Source organism: Rhodococcus sp. EPR-134 (assembly GCF_001647205.1).
In the GTDB taxonomy this organism is placed as follows: Bacteria; Actinomycetota; Actinomycetes; order Mycobacteriales; family Mycobacteriaceae; genus Rhodococcus_F; species Rhodococcus_F qingshengii.
Genome location: NZ_LVCT01000044.1, coordinates 1 through 17,695 on the forward strand (window position 1 = coordinate 1; position 17,695 = coordinate 17,695).

Annotated in this window: 19 protein-coding genes; 8 read left to right on the forward strand and 11 right to left on the reverse strand. The window is 63.0% G+C overall.

The window, feature by feature from the left end; all coding sequences use genetic code 11:
- The 4 genes from A2J01_RS02155 to A2J01_RS02170 all read right to left on the reverse strand — a co-directional run.
- Positions 1-1,276 (reverse strand): DEAD/DEAH box helicase family protein (locus A2J01_RS02155; protein WP_064111754.1); only part of this gene is annotated, 1,276 nt, incomplete at its 3' end.
- A complete protein-coding gene (locus tag A2J01_RS02160) occupies positions 1,276-2,136 on the reverse strand; it encodes an SDR family oxidoreductase (protein ID WP_007727644.1) in 861 nt (286 codons plus the stop codon). The genes A2J01_RS02160 and A2J01_RS02155, both read right to left, overlap by 1 nt.
- A gap of 59 nt (positions 2,137-2,195) precedes the next feature.
- Complete coding sequence (locus A2J01_RS02165; RefSeq protein WP_064111756.1) at positions 2,196-3,098, reverse strand: dihydrodipicolinate synthase family protein; 903 nt, start codon at positions 3,096-3,098, stop codon at positions 2,196-2,198.
- Positions 3,099-3,131: 33 nt separating this feature from the next.
- Positions 3,132-3,917 carry an aldolase gene (locus A2J01_RS02170; RefSeq protein WP_030534888.1) on the reverse strand — a complete coding sequence of 262 codons (786 nt, stop codon included), beginning with the start codon at positions 3,915-3,917 and terminating at the stop codon, positions 3,132-3,134.
- 166 nt (positions 3,918-4,083) lie between these two features.
- Between A2J01_RS02170 and A2J01_RS02175 the strand changes: the two genes are divergently transcribed.
- Positions 4,084-4,674: a helix-turn-helix domain-containing protein gene (locus A2J01_RS02175; protein WP_003946400.1), complete on the forward strand. Its 591-nt coding sequence runs from the start codon at positions 4,084-4,086 to the stop codon at positions 4,672-4,674.
- Complete coding sequence (locus A2J01_RS02180) at positions 4,671-5,096, forward strand: hypothetical protein (RefSeq protein ID WP_003946354.1); 426 nt, start codon at positions 4,671-4,673, stop codon at positions 5,094-5,096. The genes A2J01_RS02175 and A2J01_RS02180 overlap by 4 nt, the downstream gene beginning before the upstream one ends.
- 7 nt (positions 5,097-5,103) lie before the next feature.
- Here the strand turns inward: A2J01_RS02180 and A2J01_RS02185 are convergent, their stop codons facing one another.
- From A2J01_RS02185 to A2J01_RS02195, 3 genes are read right to left on the reverse strand one after another with little or no spacing between them, the layout of a single operon-like run.
- Positions 5,104-6,576: a carboxylesterase/lipase family protein gene (locus tag A2J01_RS02185; protein ID WP_007727639.1), complete on the reverse strand. Its 1,473-nt coding sequence runs from the start codon at positions 6,574-6,576 to the stop codon at positions 5,104-5,106.
- Entirely contained in the window at positions 6,573-8,102 is a 1,530-nt protein-coding gene (locus A2J01_RS02190; protein ID WP_003946388.1) for a carboxylesterase/lipase family protein, read from the reverse strand. The genes A2J01_RS02185 and A2J01_RS02190 overlap by 4 nt, the downstream gene beginning before the upstream one ends.
- A 29-nt stretch (positions 8,103-8,131) precedes the next feature.
- Positions 8,132-9,541: a dihydrolipoyl dehydrogenase family protein gene (locus A2J01_RS02195; protein WP_030534884.1), complete on the reverse strand. Its 1,410-nt coding sequence runs from the start codon at positions 9,539-9,541 to the stop codon at positions 8,132-8,134.
- Positions 9,542-9,623: 82 nt separating this feature from the next.
- On the opposite strand from A2J01_RS02195, the gene A2J01_RS02200 reads away from it, so the two are divergent.
- Positions 9,624-10,376 (forward strand): SDR family oxidoreductase, encoded by a 753-nt coding sequence (locus A2J01_RS02200; RefSeq protein ID WP_007727631.1) that lies wholly within the window; start codon positions 9,624-9,626, stop codon positions 10,374-10,376.
- Positions 10,376-11,698, forward strand: a complete 1,323-nt coding sequence (locus A2J01_RS02205) for an NAD(P)/FAD-dependent oxidoreductase (RefSeq protein WP_064111758.1) — start codon at positions 10,376-10,378, stop codon at positions 11,696-11,698. Before A2J01_RS02200 ends, A2J01_RS02205 begins: the two co-directional genes overlap by 1 nt.
- Positions 11,699-11,701: 3 nt before the next feature.
- Here the strand turns inward: A2J01_RS02205 and A2J01_RS02210 are convergent, their stop codons facing one another.
- On the reverse strand, positions 11,702-12,205 hold the full coding sequence (locus A2J01_RS02210; protein WP_003946334.1) for a COG4315 family predicted lipoprotein: 504 nt from the start codon (positions 12,203-12,205) through the stop codon (positions 11,702-11,704).
- 125 nt (positions 12,206-12,330) lie between these two features.
- On the opposite strand from A2J01_RS02210, the gene A2J01_RS02215 reads away from it, so the two are divergent.
- From A2J01_RS02215 to A2J01_RS02225, 3 genes are read left to right on the forward strand one after another with little or no spacing between them, the layout of a single operon-like run.
- Positions 12,331-12,801 carry a MarR family winged helix-turn-helix transcriptional regulator gene (locus tag A2J01_RS02215; RefSeq protein ID WP_058037873.1) on the forward strand — a complete coding sequence of 157 codons (471 nt, stop codon included), beginning with the start codon at positions 12,331-12,333 and terminating at the stop codon, positions 12,799-12,801.
- A gap of 37 nt (positions 12,802-12,838) precedes the next feature.
- Positions 12,839-13,654: an ABC transporter ATP-binding protein gene (locus tag A2J01_RS02220; RefSeq protein WP_371698823.1), complete on the forward strand. Its 816-nt coding sequence runs from the start codon at positions 12,839-12,841 to the stop codon at positions 13,652-13,654.
- Entirely contained in the window at positions 13,614-14,432 is an 819-nt protein-coding gene (locus A2J01_RS02225) for an ABC transporter permease (protein ID WP_064111761.1), read from the forward strand. The genes A2J01_RS02220 and A2J01_RS02225 overlap by 41 nt, the downstream gene beginning before the upstream one ends.
- A gap of 26 nt (positions 14,433-14,458) precedes the next feature.
- On the opposite strand, the gene A2J01_RS02230 is transcribed toward A2J01_RS02225, so the two are convergent.
- Positions 14,459-14,902, reverse strand: coding sequence for a helix-turn-helix domain-containing protein (locus A2J01_RS02230; protein WP_003946341.1), 444 nt, complete (start codon positions 14,900-14,902; stop codon positions 14,459-14,461).
- Positions 14,903-15,455: 553 nt separating this feature from the next.
- A complete protein-coding gene (locus A2J01_RS35615; RefSeq protein ID WP_155277906.1) occupies positions 15,456-15,614 on the reverse strand; it encodes a hypothetical protein in 159 nt (52 codons plus the stop codon).
- A 210-nt stretch (positions 15,615-15,824) separates the two neighbouring features.
- On the opposite strand from A2J01_RS35615, the gene A2J01_RS02235 reads away from it, so the two are divergent.
- On the forward strand, positions 15,825-16,637 hold the full coding sequence (locus A2J01_RS02235) for an FAD:protein FMN transferase (RefSeq protein WP_007727618.1): 813 nt from the start codon (positions 15,825-15,827) through the stop codon (positions 16,635-16,637).
- A gap of 1 nt (position 16,638) precedes the next feature.
- On the opposite strand, the gene pgi is transcribed toward A2J01_RS02235, so the two are convergent.
- Positions 16,639-17,695, reverse strand: a 1,057-nt coding sequence (gene pgi / locus A2J01_RS02240) for a glucose-6-phosphate isomerase (RefSeq protein ID WP_082900781.1), incomplete at its 5' end; no start/stop codon positions are given.

Consider the following 17,695-nt stretch of genomic DNA (forward strand, 5'->3'; position numbering starts at 1 on the left):
CCTGCGCCCACTGGGCCGTCGACTCGGCGCGGATCATGCCCGCTTTCTGTCGGTAGCGCAGAACCAGCGCACGGCCGCGCGCGATGTTGCGACTCTTGCGGGCCAATCCCATTTCGTAGGCGTACTCGGCCCACTTCGTCTCGTACTCGGCGCGCTGGGCATGGGTGAGGTCGATCGGCATACCGTCGAGCGGAACGGGTCCCCACGGAGTCGGTCGATGAATCATCAAGGGCGGTTTGCTGTTCGACATCCACCCACGCACGGTCTCGAGCGCGCGAGATTGCAGCGCAGGTGATTCCTTCGCCTCTGCGCTCCACGTCCACTTCCCGTAGGACTTGTCCAGCGGAAGGCCGGACTCGACCAGCCTGGCGCCCAGGTCGGACCAGTACTCCGAAGGTTCTGAATGCAGCTGCGCGAAAAGCGGTGCCAGGTAACGCTGATCGGCCGGCGTGTGTCCCGGTGTTGCTGTCACGGACAGGACGAACGGCGCTTGCTCGTGAGCATTCGAAAAGCGCGCGACCTTCTCGAATGCGGCCGTGCGCTGTGTGTCGTTGCTGTACAGCTGGGCCTCGTCGGCAATCACCACACCGAACGTGTACTTGGGGCGTCCGTTTCGCGCGATCAGCTTCTTCAATTGGTCAGGCGACATGATCAACCAGCGGAATCCACCGTCGCCCACCGAGGCGATGGAATAGCGCCAATGCGGGATGGTGATCTGTGCGGGTCGATCGACGAGGACGAGGATGTTGGTTTCGCCGCGCTCCTCGGCAATCGTCTTGGCAGACATCACTGCGATCAGCGTCTTACCCAGGCCTGCATTGTCTGCCAACAGAAACCCGCGTTTGCCGGCGCGAGCGGCATCGACGACGGCTGCAGCCCCCGAAACCTGCTCGGGCCGAGGAATTTTGGGTGCAGCAACGGGACGTTCACCGGTGCTGTCATTGATGTCGTCCTCTACCCACTGCTGATAAGAGAAGGGGAGTGCCTTGAATGGAGCGAGTTCTACGGGCAACTCCGTACCGACCCACGCGTAGCTCTTCCATTTCTTGACGAATTGCGCACCAGGCGCCGGCGTCCGAAAGGGAACGTCGAGGAGCCAGACTCTCTCACCAGGGCCGGCAGTCGGCACATCCGGCATCGTCGCGCGTGAGCTCTTCTTTGCGACAGTCTTCTTCGGGGCGGTCTTTCTGGTCGTGTTCCTCTTGGGTGCAGCCTTCTTCGGTGCAGCCTTCTTTGCGGCAGCCTTGCGTGCCGTGGTTGCTTTGCGTGGTGGCATCAGGCGGTTTCTGCTGTGAGGAATTCACGCAGCGTGAGCGCAGGCCGGCCGACAAGGTCCTCCACGGTGCCCGTGATCAGCGCCAATTCACCCTGCGCGATTGCGGTGTACGTCGACACCCATGCGTCGAGTTCCCAAGCGGGTGCGTTGTACGACGCCCGCGATTCGTAAGCTTCCTCGAGCGTTTCCTCGACGTACGTGGTTCGCTTGCCGGTGACTTCGGTGATGATGCTCGCGGCCTCGGAGAGCGTCAGTGCCTCCCGTCCGGTCAGGCTGTACGTCTGTCCGACATGAGAATCCAGATCCTGCAGAACCGACACAGCGACGGCAGCAATGTCGGAGCGCGCTACCGCGCCGACGAGACCGTCCCCTGCGGGTCCGCGGATCACACCGTCTTCACCGGCGAGAGCGGGTAGGAAATCGAGGTAGAAGCTGTCGCGCAGGAAGGTGAATGCGAGCCCGGAAGCGCGGATATGTTCTTCGGTGACCCAGTGATCGCGAGCGAGCGTGAACGTCGCGTCCGGAGCAGCGCCGAGGAAAGACGTGTACACGATGTGCCTGACCCCGGCCTCCGCTGCGGCGTCGATGAAGGTGCGGTGCTGATCCAGACGATCTGCGCTTTCGGCCGCCGAGACCATGAAGAGGGTGTCGATTCCGGCCAGAGCCGCGAGAGCGCGCTTCTGATCCCCGTACGTGGTCTCGGCCGAATCGGCACCGGGGAGCTGCGGTAATCGGTTGACCGACCGTGCGATCAGCCGCTGCGGGACACCGGCGTCGGCCAACGACCGGGCCACCAGTCCGCCGATATGACCGGTCGCGCCGGTGACGGCGATCCTCGCAGACCGTGAATCTACGGACATGGTGCCCCTCCTTCGGTCGGTGTGCATCCCATCTTGCCGGAACCCACTCCCACGTCAGGTCACGACGCGACGATTACACCGCGAGCCACCGACAGAGCGTCGGACAAAGCTGTCCTGGTGTTGTCGTCGAGGGACAGCAGGGGCCGGCGGGGAAGGCCGGCGTCGACGCCGAGAGATTCCAACCCGGCTTTGACCGTCGACGGCAGTCCGCGACTGACGAGGACCTTCAGCAGCGGCTCGATCTGTTCGAACACAGCGGCGGCACCCGACCGATCACCGGATTCGAGTAGACGCCAGAAGTGCACCACCTGTTCGGGGGCCAGACACGGGGCTGCCGTGCACCATCCGCTTGCACCGGCAGAGAAAGATTGCAGTGCAAGAGGATTGCTGCCGTTGAAGAAGGGGATCGTGCCACCGCTCAGTTCGTTGATGCGGTTCATCCGGGTGATGTCGCCGGTGGATTCCTTGATCATCGTGACGCCGTCGACGGTGGAGACGAGATCGACGAGAAACTCCGGCGACATGTCGATCCCGGTGGTGGCCGGATTGTTGTAGATCATCGTGGGAATGTCGACGGAATCGGCCACCGCGGTGACGTGTTCACGAATCTCCTGCTCACCCAGATGCCAGTACGACGTGGGGAGGATCATCATTGCGTCGGCTCCGGCGTCTGCCGCGATCGATGCTCGGCGGAGTGCTCCCGCCGTCGTCAGATCCGACACTCCGACGACGGTGGGGACTCGGCGGTCGACGTAGTCGACAGTCTCCCGAGCGACCGTCTCCCACTCTGCATCGTCGAGATAGGCGCTCTCGCCGGTACTGCCGAGTGGGGCTATCGCGTCGACACCACTGCTGATCATGCTGTCGAGGAGCGTGTGTAGCGGCTTGGGGTCGAATGCTCCGGTGTCCCGGTCGAACGGGGTGATGGGATAGGCGACGATTCCCTTGATGGTGCTGCTCATGAGGCTCTCAGTTCTGTTGGTGGGAAACAAAAGTCAGTTGGTCAGTGTGTCGGGATGATTGCGGAGAGCGCGACGGGCGTAGTAAGCGAAGTTCGCCTCGCTGCGCCGAGGAGTCAGTGTCCAATCGTGTGCCTCCTTCGCCAGGCGAGGCGGTAGCGGCTTGATGTCTCCGGCAGCCATCGCCAGCAACTGCAGTCTGGCCGCTCGCTCGATCAGATGCCCGAGAGAGCATGCCTCTTCGACCGTGTTGCCGACGACGAGTTGGCCGTGGTGGGCGAGCAGAATTGCCCGCTTGTCGCCGAGTGCAGCCGAAATGATCTCGCCCTCCTCGTTTCCCACGGGAACCCCGGGCCAGTCGGCGAGAAATGCGCAGTCGTCGTAGAGCGGCGCGATGTCCATTTGGGAGACGACGAGGGGAATCTCGAGCATCGACAGCGCCGTCGCATGTAGTGGGTGTGTGTGGACGATGCAGTTGACGTCGGGTCGTGCGCGGTAGATCCAACTGTGGAACCTGTTGGCGGGGTTCGGCATGCCCTCCCCGTCGAGGACTTCGAGATCCTCGTTGACGAGCAGGAGGTTGTCCTCGGTGATCTCGTCGAACCCGAGGCCGAGTCGCTGTGTGACAAACGTTCCTGGCTGCCCACCGCGGGCGGAGATCTGTCCGGCAAGGCCGGAGTCGTGGCCGGCGTCCGACAGTGCCCGGCAGGTCAGTGCGATCTTCTGTCGAAGAGTCCAACTACCTGTCGTTACTTCGGTGAGCATCTTCGTCTCGGCGGTGGCCATGAGTTCCTGCTTGCTCGCATGCATCGTGTCGGTCATGGGGTGTGCCTTTCTCGGGACCCGGAATTCAATGACATTCAGTCACCTATAAGACACAAAGTGTCATATAGGACGGAAATGTGCAACCCTCGATTCCTGCATCGCTGATCGCCGCAGGTCAATGTATTGGTAGGGTGATGACACAAAGTCGCGTGAGGGGAACCGAATGGCAGCGTTTTTGCGAACACATCGGCGTCGCGCCGGTCTGACGCTCGAGGGCCTGGCCGAGCAGACCGGTCTGACGAAGAGCTATCTCTCCAAGGTCGAGCGGGGTATCAGTACCCCGTCGATCGCGGTGGCACTCAAGATTGCGCGTGTGCTCGATGCCGATGTGGGGCAACTGTTCTCGGACAGTATGGAGGGAAATGCCATGACGATCGTGCGCGCGAAGGACCGCGTGATCGACCCGGCCAACTCCGTGCAGTCTTCCGTCTACGATCCGATCGCGCCCTCACTGGTCGGAAAGGCCATGCAGCCGTTCGTGGTTCATCCGGCCTCGGTGATGGGTCCCAAGTTCATGGACCACACGGGAGAGGAGTTCGTGTTCGTGCATTCCGGATCCGTAGAATTCGAAATCCCCGGGCAGACGATGCACCTCGACGCCGGCGACAGCTTGTACTTCGACGCGAATACGCCGCACCGGATGCGGTCGGTGTCGGCGGATCGTGCGGTGGTGCTGGTTGTCGTCTACGACAAGCCTTCGGCTGGATCACCCAGCGGTGACTCGCTGGAAACGCACTGCGGGGTGGGCAGATGACGCTGGGGATCGACACGACACTGACGCTTCTCGCGGCCGGTCTGATCTTCCTTCTCTCCCTGTGCCTGGGAATCTGGAAATACCGACAGATGGCCACTTCGGACAATCACCTCGCCCATCCGTATGTCGACATCGCACACCGCGCTGCCCTGATGTACTCGTTTGCGACGCTGCTGATCGCGGTGTTCGTCGAACTCAGTGCGTGGCCGACGTGGATCAACCTGACCAGTGCCGCAGTGGTCGTGTTCTTCTTTCTCGCAGCGATATTCAGCTACATCGCTCACGGTGCGATGAAGGACACCGACAATCAGTTCGAGTCCGCCGGTCCGCCCCTGCACCTCGGGATGTTTCTGCTGATCCTCGGTGAGGTGGGCGGATTTGCCGTCCTACTCGCAGGTTTCGTGAAAGGTCAGTTCTTCTGATCGGGCTTCAGCGCCTGTGCTCGTAGCCGATCCAAGCCCGTCGACGCTCACCCATCGGGTCGTTCTCCACTCGGGACGTCTCGTCGAAGATCATTGTTTGCCGCTCCGGTACGGAGTAGGCGGGCCAATCCCGGTCCGGCACTCCGTGGCGGGCGAAATGGATCCAGTGGCGCTGCATGGTGGAGGTCACCGCAGTCAGTCCGCGGCGCCCACCGACCGCGGTCAAGGCCGCGGTGAGTGCATCCGAACGCCCGAAGACCGCAAGCAATTCGGTGGCGTGGGTAGCGCCCATGCCGACGAGTCTGAGCAGGCGAGGCGCAAAATCGTAGCGGTAACTGTAGGTAGGAGCTACCTGGCAATGACCCTGTGCGCAGAGTATCGCGGGCTCCCAGAACGTGATGTCGCCGCCGAGATCTGCGGCAGCAAACCGGTGCGGATACGTGGGATACGCCGCGAGCGCACGTGCTTTCACTTCAGGGGTGGTGTGGGAGAACATCTTCTCGATCCGAACCGGGTCGGTAGGCAAGATGTCGAGAACGCGCGGGAAGATTCTTCCCTCGTGGAGATTCGAACCGACGAGCAGCGGAACGGGGTGGGCGCGTCCGGCGGCGAACACGTCGAGCGGGTGTTCGGGAAGGACGTCGTCACCCACCACGGGGGCAAATGCCCGCGTTCCGGGTTCTTCGTCCGCGCCGCGGCGCGCAAGTTCTTCGCCGGCAGCGACCAGGTCCTTCACCGAAGCGGAGCGCAGCCACGATCCCGGATCGGTATCCGGAGCCTGTGCGATCTCGAGGAACTCGCGTGCCCAACGGTGCGCTCGCTCTTTTCCGTATGCCGAAGCAGCCGGCGGACTTTGAGCGATGGCCCGGGCGAACAGCCCTCGTGCCGCCGGCGTTGCCATCAGAGTGGTGACCGCGTTGGCGCCGGACGATTCACCGAAGACGGTGACGGCGTTCGGGTCGCCGCCGAAAGCGGCGATGTTGCGTTGGACCCACGTCATCGCGGCGATCTGATCGCGCAATCCGAGGTTCGTCTCGAATGATCTTTCCGCAGTGGAATATTCACTGAAATCGAGGTAGCCCAACGCGCCGAGACGATATTGGATCGAGACGTAGACGATGTCGCCACGTTCGACCAGGCTCGTTCCGCGGTACATGGGCGTCGACGGATTCCCGCCGTTGTACGCGCCGCCGTGAATGAAAACCATGACCGGTCGCAACGAATCCGACGGTACCTGCGGGGCCACGACATTGACGAAGAGTGAGTTCTCGTCGAAATTGCTCTTGCGCTGCGGAGACGGAGAGCCGAATGCTTCCGCCGGGCGGACACCATTCCAAGCCTCGACCGGCTGCGGTGCGCGAAATCTCCGAGGACCGGTCGGGGCCGCCGCGTAGGGGATTGCTCGCCAGGTGCGCAGTCCTCGATCGAGGCGCCCGCGTACGACCCCGGAATCGAGAGTGATCTCGAGGGGGCTCGTCACGGTAGGGAGATGTCGGTGCCGTGGCTACGGTAACCGCTGTATCCCGCCCAGGCCAAGCGTTGTTCACGTCTGGGATCGTTCTCGACGCGGACGATCTCGTCGAAGATCATGGTCCGACGCTCCTGCCCCTCGTAGCGCGGCCACGATCCGCGCGGCGAGCCGTGCTCGGCGAAGTGAAGCCAGTGTCCCTGAACAGATTCGGTGACTGCGCGCAGTCCGCGTCGACCGCCGGGAAGGGTGAGGCCGCGCCCGACAAGGGTGTCACCGATGCCGAAGACTGCAAACATCTCGAATCCGTGTGTGGCGTCGAGGCCGAGCCAGCGCATCATCGTCGGCGCGAAGTCGAATCGGTAGGCGTACGTCGGCGCCGATTGTGCGTGCGCTTGCATCAACTCCACGGACGGGTGCCAGAACGTGACGTCTCCGCCGACGTCGATCGCGGACTGCTCGTCCGGGTAGCCGGGATAGGTTGCGAGGATGCGCTTCCCGGCCTCGGGATCGGTGAGGGCAAACATGGTGTCGATGCGCGACGGGTTGGTCGGAAGTGCGTCGAGCACCTTCGGGAACAGCGTCCCCTCCCGTCTGTTGGTGCCGATGATCATCGGCACCTGGTGTGCCGATCCTTCTTTGAATGCGTCCAAGGGGGAGCGGGGGAGGAAGTCGCCGTCGACGACCGGTCCGAAGGGATGTAGTCCAGGTGTGTTCGCGAGTACCTCGGCGCCCAGTCTGCTTCCGGCTCTGCCCAATTCGACGGCTGTCGCCGAGGTCAGGGCCTTCGCGGGTGGTAGGCCGGAATTGAGGATCTCGACGAAACGCGCGCCCCAGGCATGCGATCGCTGCGTGCTCGAGACCAGATCCGGAGCCGAACTCTCGGCGATAGCGCCGGCGAAGAGTCCCTTGGCGGCCGGAGTCGCCATCAGGGTGGTGACGGCGGTGGCTCCGGCGGATTCACCGAAAATCGTGACTTTTTCAGGATCCCCACCGAAGGCGGCGATGTTGCGTTGCACCCACTGCAGGGCCGCGACCTGATCGCGCAGTCCGAGGTTGGAGTCGAATACGCGCTCGGATGTTGAGAACGGGGTGAAATCGAGGTAGCCCAGAGCGCCGAGTCGGTAGTTGATCGAGACGTAGACGACGTCGCCGCGTTCGACGAGGGACACGCCCGAGTACAAGCCGGTGGCCGAGGTCCCGATGGTGTTTGCCCCACCGTGGATGAAAACCATGACGGGACGCGGAGTATTGCCGGTGTTCGCGGGGGCGAGCACGTTGAGCGTCAGGCAGTCCTCGCTGCTCGGCTGGTACTTCCCGGGCGCGAGCAACAGCCCCTTCTTGTGTTGGACAGACGCGTCGCCGAACCTGGTCGCGTCGCGTTCTCCGGTCCACGGCGTGACCGGCTGGGGTCGCGTCAGACGCAGTGTTCCGACCGGCGGCCGGGCGTAGGGAATTCCGCGCCAGGCACGAAGTTTTCCCACCCGGCGGCCGCGCAGGGTGCCGTCGGCCGTGGTCACAAGTATGTCGGACGCCATGTCGCGACTATACGTACTTCGGGAGCGCGTCAGCGGCGAGCCTCCAGCAATCGAAGCCAGACTTCACTGACCGTCGGATACGAGGGCACCGCATGCCAGAGAGTTTCCAGTGGTACGGCGCCGACGACCGCGATTGTCGCCGCATGCACCAGCTCGGATACTTCGGGCCCGGCGAAGGTAGCGCCGAGGATCACGTCGGTGGCCTTGTCGATCACCAACTTCGCGCGCCCCGAGTAGTCGTCGCGCAGCAGCGAAGATCCCGCGACGGCGAGTTCGATCTCCACGACTTCGACGTCGTAGCCGTCGTCGCGAGCTTTCTTCTCGGTGCGTCCCACCCAGGCGATTTCGGGTGAGGTGAACACCACCTGGGGGACCTGTCCGTTGTCCGCCGACGCCGTGTACCGAGGTCCCCTGAGTCCGCGGCTCTCGGCCCGCGCGGCGATGACGTCTCCGCAGACTCTCGCCTGATACTTGCCCATGTGGGTGAGGGGAGAACGACCGTTGATGTCGCCGACGGCGTAGAGCCACTCACCTTGGGCACAGAGGTGATCGTCAGTGGTGACGTACTTGCCGTCCTCGAGGCCGATGACGGACAAGCCGAGATCGGCAGATGTCGGCCCGCGGCCCGCCGCGACGATGACCTCGTCGACTTCGATCACGCCGGACGATGTCTCGATGCTGACGGGTCCACCGTGGATGTGACCTTCGCCGGTGTCCTTGGCATCGGGGCGTGAGACCGAGTTGACGGCAGTGCTCAGTCGAACGTCCACACCGCGGGCACCGAGTGCTTCGGCCACCATCGTTCCGGCAAACGGTTCTGCTGATTTCAACAGAGCATCGCCCCTCACGAGCAACGTCACGTGAGCGCCGAACGACGACAACCACGTTGCGCACTCAGTTGCGACCACTCCGCCGCCGATGACCGCCACTCGCGACGGAACCTCGTGCAGGTTGGTGGCGTCGCGCGAGGTCCACGGGAGTGCCTCGCGCAATCCCGGTGTCTTCGGGACGGTGGCGGTCGTTCCCGTGGCGAGTACGACGGCACGGCGGGCACGGAGCTTACGGGTCCCGTCGACGGTCACTGCTCGCTCGCCGTCGATGACCCCGTGGCCTTTGATCACGGTGATGCCCGCGGAGGTTGCCCAGTCGACCTGGGACGAGTCGTCGTGGTTGTGGGTGAACGAGTCGCGCCGTTTCAGAACGGCATCGACGTCCAGCGGTCCGGCCGGGATCCCGGGCAAGGCGTCGGCCGCCTCGAGGACCTGCCCCGGGCGCAGTAGTGCCTTGCTGGGCATACAGGCCCAATACGAGCATTCACCGCCGACCAGTTCGTGTTCCACGATTGCGGCGGTGCGATTACTTCCGGCGATGGCGTATGCGGCGGCGTTCTCGCCGGCGGGTCCACCGCCGATCACGATGACATCGAATTCGTCGGTCATTGCTCCACGGTATGTCGGATCGGTCCGAGTTCGCTCGGTTACCGCCGGGTACGAGAACTCGATGATGGTTACAGTTGCACCCATGACGCGGCAGAAGATTTTGATCACCGGTGCCAGTTCGGGTCTGGGTGAGGAGATGGCCAGGAGATTCGCCGCGGCCGGTCGCGACCTCGCGTTGTGTGCCCGGCGGACGGATCGTCTCGACACGCTGCGTGGGGAGCTGGTGGCGCAGTACCCGTCGATCAGCGTCGCAGTGCGCGAACTCGATGTGACCGAACACGATTCCGTCGTCCGGGTTTTCGGTGAGCTGCGCGACGAGTTGGGTGGCCTGGACCGGGTGATCGTGAACGCCGGGCTCGGCAAGGGCGCCAAGATCGGAACCGGAAAAGCGCACGCGAATCTTGCAACAGCGCAGACGAATTTTGTCGGCGCGCTGTCGCAGTGTGAAGCTGCGCTCGAGATCTTCCGCGCGCAGGACTCCGGACACCTGGTTCTCGTGTCCTCGATAAGCGCGGATCGGGGGCTACCCGGGCCAAAAGCGGCCTATTCGGCGAGCAAGGCGGGAGTAGCGGCGCTGGGTGAGGCGCTCAGTATCGAGTTGGCGCGCACACCTATTCGGGTCACCACGCTGCTGCCGGGCTTCATCAAGACCGACATGTCCGCCGGCGCCGGCGACGACGCTGCGCTCATGGCCAGTCTGGACGAAGGCGTCAGTGCCATGGTCGACGCTATCGAGAAGGAAACCACCCGAGCGGCGCTACCCGGCCTCAAGTGGCAAGGGATAGATGCGGCCCTACGATTCCTGCCCAACTCCGTGACAGCGAGGTTTGTCTGATGAGCATCCACATCTCGAACGGTAAGCCCCGGGTAGTGATCGTCGGTGGCGGCTTCGGTGGACTGTATGCAGCGAGACGACTCAAGAAGGCTGACGTCGAGGTGGTTCTGATCGACCGAGGGACCAGCCACGTCTTCCAGCCCCTGCTCTACCAGTGCGCCACGGGTCTGCTCTCCGAAGGGCAGATCGCAAGTCCGCTGCGACATCTGCTCGAGGACAACAAGAACACGAACGTCGTTCTGGGCGAGGCCAAGTCGGTGGACGCCGACGCCGGGATACTGACTGCCAGTCGCTTCGACGGGTCGACCTTCGAATTGCCGTACGACTACCTGATCGTGGCGGCTGGAATGCGCCAGTCCTACCACGGCCAGGACGAGTTCATCAAATGGGCGCCCGGCATGAAAACCCTCGACGACGCTTTGGCGATCAGGCGCAGTCTCATTGCTGCGTTCGAGATGGCCGAATCGCTCCCGACTGCGGAAGAACGTCGACCGTGGCTGACATTCGCCGTGGCGGGCGGCGGACCCACCGGCGTCGAATTAGCCGGACAGATCCGCGAATTGGCGATGCACGCGCTCACCAACGAGTTCCGGTCCATCGACCCTGACGAGGCAAGGGTACTGCTCTTCCACGGCGACGATCGGGTGCTCCCTTCGTTCAGTCGCAAGCTCTCGGCCGCCGCCAAACGTACTCTCGACGGGATCGGCGTCGAGACTCACCTCGGCGTGCACGTCACCGACGTGTGCGAGACCAGCATCGAGACGACGGACAAGAAGACAAAAGAGAAGCGGCAGTACGAGACCCGCACGATTCTGTGGACCGCGGGCGTCGAAGCAGTGCCGTTCGCCGAGGCACTGGCCACGGCGCTGGGTGTGAAGCAGGTCGGCGGTGGCCGCATCGAGGTGGAAGCCGATCTGACCGTTCCCGGCCACCCGAACGTCTACGTGGTGGGCGACCTCATGTCGCGAGACAAACTTGCCGGGGTGGCCGAGGTCGCGATGCAGGGTGGTCGGCACGCCGGTGCCCGGATCGCTGCAACCGTGGAAAACGGAGTGCCCAGCCGAAAACCGTTCAAGTACCGCGATCTTGGAACCGCGGCCTACATTTCGCGACGCCACGCGTTGCTTCAGGCAGGGCCGGTCCAGTTGTCCGGGTTCATCGGATGGGTGTCATGGGGAATCATCCACATCGCGTTCCTCGCGGGGTTCCGCAATCGCGCCAGCACGGTGCTGAACTGGGGCGCAACCCTGGCGTCGAAGACGCGTCGGGAACGGGCAATCACGTACGGCGACACCGAAACCGCTCGGCAGCCGTACAACTGAGGGTTACTCGGTCTTGAACACGGGGTTTCCGGCGGCGTCGATCATCCACCACAGGCTGCCGACGCTCTGTCCGAGCATGTCTCCGGGAACCTTGTCGTCGAGGTACCGATAGACGGGCTTGCCGTTGACGGTGATCTGGAAAGATCCTTCAGGCCCGTCGACAGTGTCGATGACGGCGTCGATTCCTTCGACGATCGGCGAATCCGTGACCGAGGTGACCGCCGGCCAGTAACGCAGGCACGCTTCGTCGCACGACCCGGCTTGTGAGTTCTCCTCGTCCGGGTTGTAGACGTAGACGGTCATGCCTTCGCCGTCGACGGCGATCGTCCCGAGTGGGGAGTCGGCGGTCTTCAGCAGGGGTGCATCAGCGGCGGCGGGTGGCGACAGCGACGTCGCAATGGCAGTGACGTTGTCCGCGCTGTCCCCGGAATCGAGGGCGTCGGGCGAGCAACCGGTGAGGATCAGGGCGGTACTCGCAACCGTCGCGAACAACCACTGTCTGCGCATGACGTCTCCGTTCTGGGCGGGAGTGCTCGGGACAAGCAATCGGGGATACCCGTTGCGGACGAGCTGAAAACGCCGGGCGTCCGGATTCCTCGACAATAGCTCTGTTACAGAGCTATTGTGAGGTTGTGGATGGAAGCGGAGCAAATCTTGCGGATGACGTCCTGGAGACGCTCGGACAATTGCGCCGGGGCACGAGGAAGGCGTCGGGGCGGCCGTTTGCGGAACGACCGCTCGCCGGCGCCCAGATCGAACTCGTCAGGCTGCTACGACGCAACCCGGGTCTGTCGGTGGCCGAGGCTGCCGGGCGATTGGGTGTCGCGGCAAACACGGTGTCCACCTTGGTGCGGCAGCTCGTCGACGATGGAGTGATCGAACGCGTTGCCGACGAGGCCGACCGCCGCGTCGCGCGATTGGTGCTCGCGGACGAGGCGCGCGCCCGCGTCGAGGTGTGGCGTGATCGCCGGAGTGTGATTGTCGGTCAGGCATTGTCGACTCTGACCGCAGAGGACAGGGCAAGTATCGAGGCTGCTCTACCGGCCCTGTCTCGATTGGCGAGCGCTCTGGCAGCAGCCGGATCGGAAGGCGGGGGGCAGTGAGATGCTGACGCAGTGGTGGAGGAGCCGAGCAGTGCACATGCCTGACCCTGACGCACCCGCGGTCGAGATCGACTCGGTCACATACAAGTTCGGCGGTCATCGGGCGGTGGACAACCTGAGTCTGGTCGTCAACGCGGGGGAATGCTTCGGCCTGCTCGGTCCCAACGGTGCAGGAAAGACGACGACGATCAGATTGCTCAACACGTTACTTCCTCTGCAAGAGGGTGACATTCGAATTCTCGGTCGCTCCGTTCGCAGCGAAGCGATGACCATTCGGCGCTACCTCGGGTACGTGCCACAACAGCTCTCGATCGAAAGCGCATTGACCGCACGCGAGAACGTGACCTGGTTCGCGCGCCTGTACGACGTTCCGCGGTCCGAACGACGCGAGCGCGTCGACCAGGCGCTCGAGATGGTGGATCTGCTCGATTCAGGTGAGCGTCTCGCGTCGAGCTTCTCCGGCGGTATGGTGCGACGGCTCGAACTTGCGCAGGCACTGGTGAACCGACCGTCGCTGCTGGTGCTCGACGAACCGACGGTGGGGTTGGATCCCATTGCCCGCGAATCCGTCTGGAAGCGAGTGGCGGAGATGCAGAAGCGATACGGCATGACCGTCCTGCTCACGACGCACTACATGGAAGAAGCCGAGGAGTTGTGTGATCGTGTTGCGTTGATGCATCACGGTGAACTTCGTGCAGTGGGCGAGCCGAGCGCGTTGGCCGCCGAACTGGGGCCGGAGGCCACTCTCGAAGACGTGTTCCGTCACTACACCGGCGACGACCTCACTGGCGGCAAGTCAGGAGGTCTCCACGATGTCCGCAGTGCCCGTCGCACAGCGCGCCGCTTGGGCTGATCCCACTACCAACAGTCTTGCTCGATTGCTCTCGAGAATTTCAACATTCTGCCTCGTGGAAGTTCAGAAGTTGCGGCACGACCGATCTGAATTGGTCACGCGCGCAATCCAGCCGATCCTCTGGTTGGTGATCTTCGGTCAGACGTTCAGTCATATCCGAGCGATCCCGACTGGCGACGTACCGTATCTCGGGTTTCTCGCGCCGGGCATCATTGCGCAGTCCGCGCTTTTTGTTGCGATCTTCTACGGAATCCAGATCATCTGGGAGCGTGACGCGGGAGTCCTCACCAAACTCATGGTGACGCCGACGCCACGAGCCGCGCTGGTCACCGGAAAGGCATTTGCAGCCGGTATCCGTGCGGTCGCCCAGGCCGTGGTCGTAGTCGTTGTAGCGGCGCTGCTGGGCGTGAGCATGACGTGGAACCCGATCAAGCTGCTCGGCGTCGTGGCTGTCGTTGTCCTCGGCTCGGCGTTCTTCGCCTGTCTGTCGGTTGCGATCGCGGGGATCGTGCTCAAACGAGATCGATTGATGGGCATCGGCCAGGCGATCACCATGCCGTTGTTCTTCGCGTCCAACGCTCTGTACCCGGTCGAACTCATGCCGACGTGGGTTCAGTGGCTCAGTCGCATCAATCCGCTGAGTTACGAGGTGTCAGCGCTGCGCGGTCTGCTGATCGGAATGCCGACCGACTACCTCGTCGACTTCGGCGTGCTGATCGGGGCCGCGCTGCTCGGAATCATCACCGCTTCGGCACTATTGGGCCGCTTGACTCGCTGATCTGACTCGCTGATCTTCGCTCCGGACTAGTCGCGAGTGAACGGTGGGGTGTAGGTGCTGCAATCCGGAGGGACGGCCGGGAGTCCTTCGGACGAGCGAAGTTTCTCCGCAATCGATGAGAGCAAGTCCTGCGATTCAGGGGAGAGATCGACCGCTTTTATGGCCAGAGAACGTAATTCGCTGTCGTGGAACTCCTCGACAACCGAACGGTCTTCTTCCGGAATCAGTTCGGGATCTTGGCGAGGTGTCGGGCCGAAGAAGTACTCTGCTGCCACGCCGAAGTAATCGGCCAATGCCAAAACGACTTGCTCCGATGGATTCGTGCGCACACCGCTCCGGAGTTGCGAGAGGTACGGTGTCGAAATCTTGCATCCACGTTGCGAAAGGGCTTCCACAACTTGTGCGTTGGTGAGTCTCGGTGCTGTGGCCGGGTACAAGGCGTTCAAACGGTCCTTGAATGAATCGGTCACAATTCCTCCCTCGAGCGTGACCCAGCGTCACAGCTACTTCGCAGTTTTCACATAGTAGACGACACGGTTATTCTGGACTCTGGTCGAAAGTCCTTTCACCTGCGGATATTTGGCGCAGAAAAATTCCAAAGACTTTGTAAAGTATGTGATTTTCGCCGCGTACTGACCGTTCGTTTTGCCAAGGTGTACGGCGGTAGCGTATAAGCCGAACGGTGGTGGTTACGCCATTGTGCTGCAGGTTCTTTCAGCCGGTCCTATCCATTTTGTGTCGATGCATTCCTGCTCGGTCTGTAACGTGCGAAGCGCTGCCGCCGGACACCGGGCGTCGTCGTGCCGGCGGTTGGCGCGCCGCGTGTTCGGGACTTCTTCTCGGTGCTCTGCTCGACGCTCGCGCGCAGTGGTGGGCCCGTATTTTGCTGCACTCGAGAGTGAGCGCTCAGGTGTGTCCACCTGCGAAAGTGACGCGCATTGAAAGCGGCCGATTGGTATGTCATCGACGTTGGAACACAGTGCTTCTCGTCGGTCCCCACTTTTTCATGCGGTGACATAAGGTTCATGCGGTGACATCAGCGCCGCCCGGGCGTGTTGCTGCGGCGGACCGGGCTCGAAGCGCAGCCGGCCGGCCAGACATGTCGAGCGTCGACTCTGCGTCTTTCGGATCGGAATTGCCCGCTGCGCCAGTAGTAGTCGACGTCGTCGCAGTCAGGTGCATGTCAGAACCATGTGGAGGATTACACGTCTTGCACACGGAGGGCGACAGTCCGGGCGGCAATTCTGTCGCACAGATCTACCATCCAGTCCCGCCGTGCGCTGCTTCAACCTGCGGCATGTGTGCCTCGGCCTCGGAAGCGCTTTATGGCACGGGGGTTGCTGACCGGCGCATACTGGTTACAACACAGTGTGTTCGAAGGGCAGGACTGACATGGTCAGTGTCGAGAAGTGGGCGATGTGGGATTCCGCCGTGGAGGTGGACGTCACCGAGGGCGCTGCGCTGCCTACTGCGCACGCGTTGATCGCAGCTGCCATCGACGAAACCGAAGCGGTCTGCGACCTTCGCCGGGGAGACGCCGAGATTCACGCCGTCAACCTCGCTCAGGGAACTCCGGTCAAAGTGACACGACGTATGTCGGCTCTGCTGCGGTCGGCGCTGTGGGCTGCCCGTATGACCGGCGGTGCAGTCAATCCGCTTGCCGACAACTACTCCGAGGACGAATCCATCCCTCCGGTGCACCCGACCCCGACGTTCGAGGACGTACAGCTCGACGGAGACGTGGTGTACGCGCCCTGGGGTGCGTCGTTCGACATCACCGGAGTTGCCAAGGCCGACACCGTCGATCGCGCCGCGCAGATCGTCGCCGCCGAATTACAATGCGGTGTTGCTGTGCGGATCGGCGACGTGATCGCCACGGCCGGCCATGCACCGGCTGGTGGCTGGCAGATTCCGGTGCCGGACAGCGAAGAAGTCGAACTGATCAACGGAACCGCGATGGCGACGGCGCGGGCGCTGGAGCTGCCCTCCTGGGAGCCGAACCAGGAGCGGCCCTCCACGGAATGGGCACAGGTCTCGGTGATTGCTGACGACGCGGTGTGGGCGTACGCCGCGAGCGAGGCTGCGTTGATCCGGGGGATAAGCGCCATCAAATGGGTTGAACAGCAAGAGCTTCGCGCTCGGCTCGTCGACCGATCCGGACGCGTGTACACAACGGAAAGTTGGTTCGGCCCGGCCGCCGCGTGAGTCAGGCCCGTCCGCGCTCTCTGCGGTACCACTGCACCAGAGCATCTGTGGATGTGTCGCCGAGGTCGCCGGGTGCTGCTTCGGAAGAGAGCGCAGGCCCCAGTTCCATGGCTTGTGTCTTGCCGAGTTCGACGCCCCACTGATCGAACGGATTGACACCCCAGACAGCACCTTCGACAAATACCTGGTGCTCGTAAAGTGCGATCAGCTGACCGACGACCGAGGGGGTCAGCTCCTTCGCCAAGATAGTGCTCGACGGTCGGTTGCCTGGCATCACCTTGTGTGGCACCAGCTCCGGAGCAGTGCCCTCTGACGCGATTTCTTCGGCAGTCTTGCCGAACGCGAGAACCTTTGTCTGAGCGAAGAAGTTACTCATGAGCAGATCGTGCATTGATCCCGTGCCGTCCGCAGTAGGCAGATCGTCGGTGGATTCCGCGAACCCGATGAAATCGGCAGGCACCAGCCAGGTGCCCTGATGCAGGAGTTGGTAGAAGGCGTGTTGGCCGTTGGTTCCGGGCTCGCCCCAGAAGATCTCACCGGTGGACGTGGTCACCGGTGAGCCGTCGGCGCGAACCGATTTGCCGTTGGATTCCATGGTCAGCTGCTGCAGGTAGGCGGGAAAGCGCAGCAAGTCGTTGGAGTAGGGCAGCACTGCGCGGGACTGTGCGCCGAAGAAGTTGGAATACCAGAGCCCGATGAGGCCGAGGAGGACCGGCGCGTTCTGCTCGAGCGGTTGGTTTCGGAAGTGCGTGTCGATCTGGTGGAAACCGTCGAGGAACTCCGCAAAGCGAACGGGTCCGACGGCACACATGACCGACAAGCCGATCGCCGAGTCGACGGAGTAGCGCCCGCCGACCCAATCCCAGAACCCGAACATGTTCGCGGTGTCGATGCCGAACTCCGCCACACGGTCACCGTGGGTGGAGACTGCGACGAAATGCTTGGCTACGGCCGAGACGTCTTCGCTGCCCAGACCGGCGAACAGCCAACGCTTTGCCGCTGTCGCGTTGGTGAGGGTCTCGAGGGTGGAGAACGTCTTGGATGCGACGATGAAGAGC

Bases quoted from the DNA above. Each gene is read 5' to 3' on its own strand.
- A2J01_RS02160 (WP_007727644.1), bottom strand. From the start codon at position 2,136: ATGTCCGTAGATTCACGGTCTGCGAGGATCGCCGTCACCGGCGCGACC.
- A2J01_RS02165 (WP_064111756.1), bottom strand. From the start codon at position 3,098: ATGAGCAGCACCATCAAGGGAATCGTCGCCTATCCCATCACCCCGTTC.
- A2J01_RS02170 (WP_030534888.1), bottom strand. From the start codon at position 3,917: ATGACCGACACGATGCATGCGAGCAAGCAGGAACTCATGGCCACCGCC.
- A2J01_RS02175 (WP_003946400.1), top strand. From the start codon at position 4,084: ATGGCAGCGTTTTTGCGAACACATCGGCGTCGCGCCGGTCTGACGCTC.
- A2J01_RS02180 (WP_003946354.1), top strand. From the start codon at position 4,671: ATGACGCTGGGGATCGACACGACACTGACGCTTCTCGCGGCCGGTCTG.
- A2J01_RS02190 (WP_003946388.1), bottom strand. From the start codon at position 8,102: ATGGCGTCCGACATACTTGTGACCACGGCCGACGGCACCCTGCGCGGC.
- A2J01_RS02195 (WP_030534884.1), bottom strand. From the start codon at position 9,541: ATGACCGACGAATTCGATGTCATCGTGATCGGCGGTGGACCCGCCGGC.
- A2J01_RS02200 (WP_007727631.1), top strand. From the start codon at position 9,624: ATGACGCGGCAGAAGATTTTGATCACCGGTGCCAGTTCGGGTCTGGGT.
- A2J01_RS02205 (WP_064111758.1), top strand. From the start codon at position 10,376: ATGAGCATCCACATCTCGAACGGTAAGCCCCGGGTAGTGATCGTCGGT.
- A2J01_RS02210 (WP_003946334.1), bottom strand. From the start codon at position 12,205: ATGCGCAGACAGTGGTTGTTCGCGACGGTTGCGAGTACCGCCCTGATC.
- A2J01_RS02220 (WP_371698823.1), top strand. From the start codon at position 12,839: ATGCCTGACCCTGACGCACCCGCGGTCGAGATCGACTCGGTCACATAC.
- A2J01_RS02225 (WP_064111761.1), top strand. From the start codon at position 13,614: ATGTCCGCAGTGCCCGTCGCACAGCGCGCCGCTTGGGCTGATCCCACT.
- A2J01_RS35615 (WP_155277906.1), bottom strand. From the start codon at position 15,614: ATGCACCTGACTGCGACGACGTCGACTACTACTGGCGCAGCGGGCAAT.
- A2J01_RS02235 (WP_007727618.1), top strand. From the start codon at position 15,825: ATGGTCAGTGTCGAGAAGTGGGCGATGTGGGATTCCGCCGTGGAGGTG.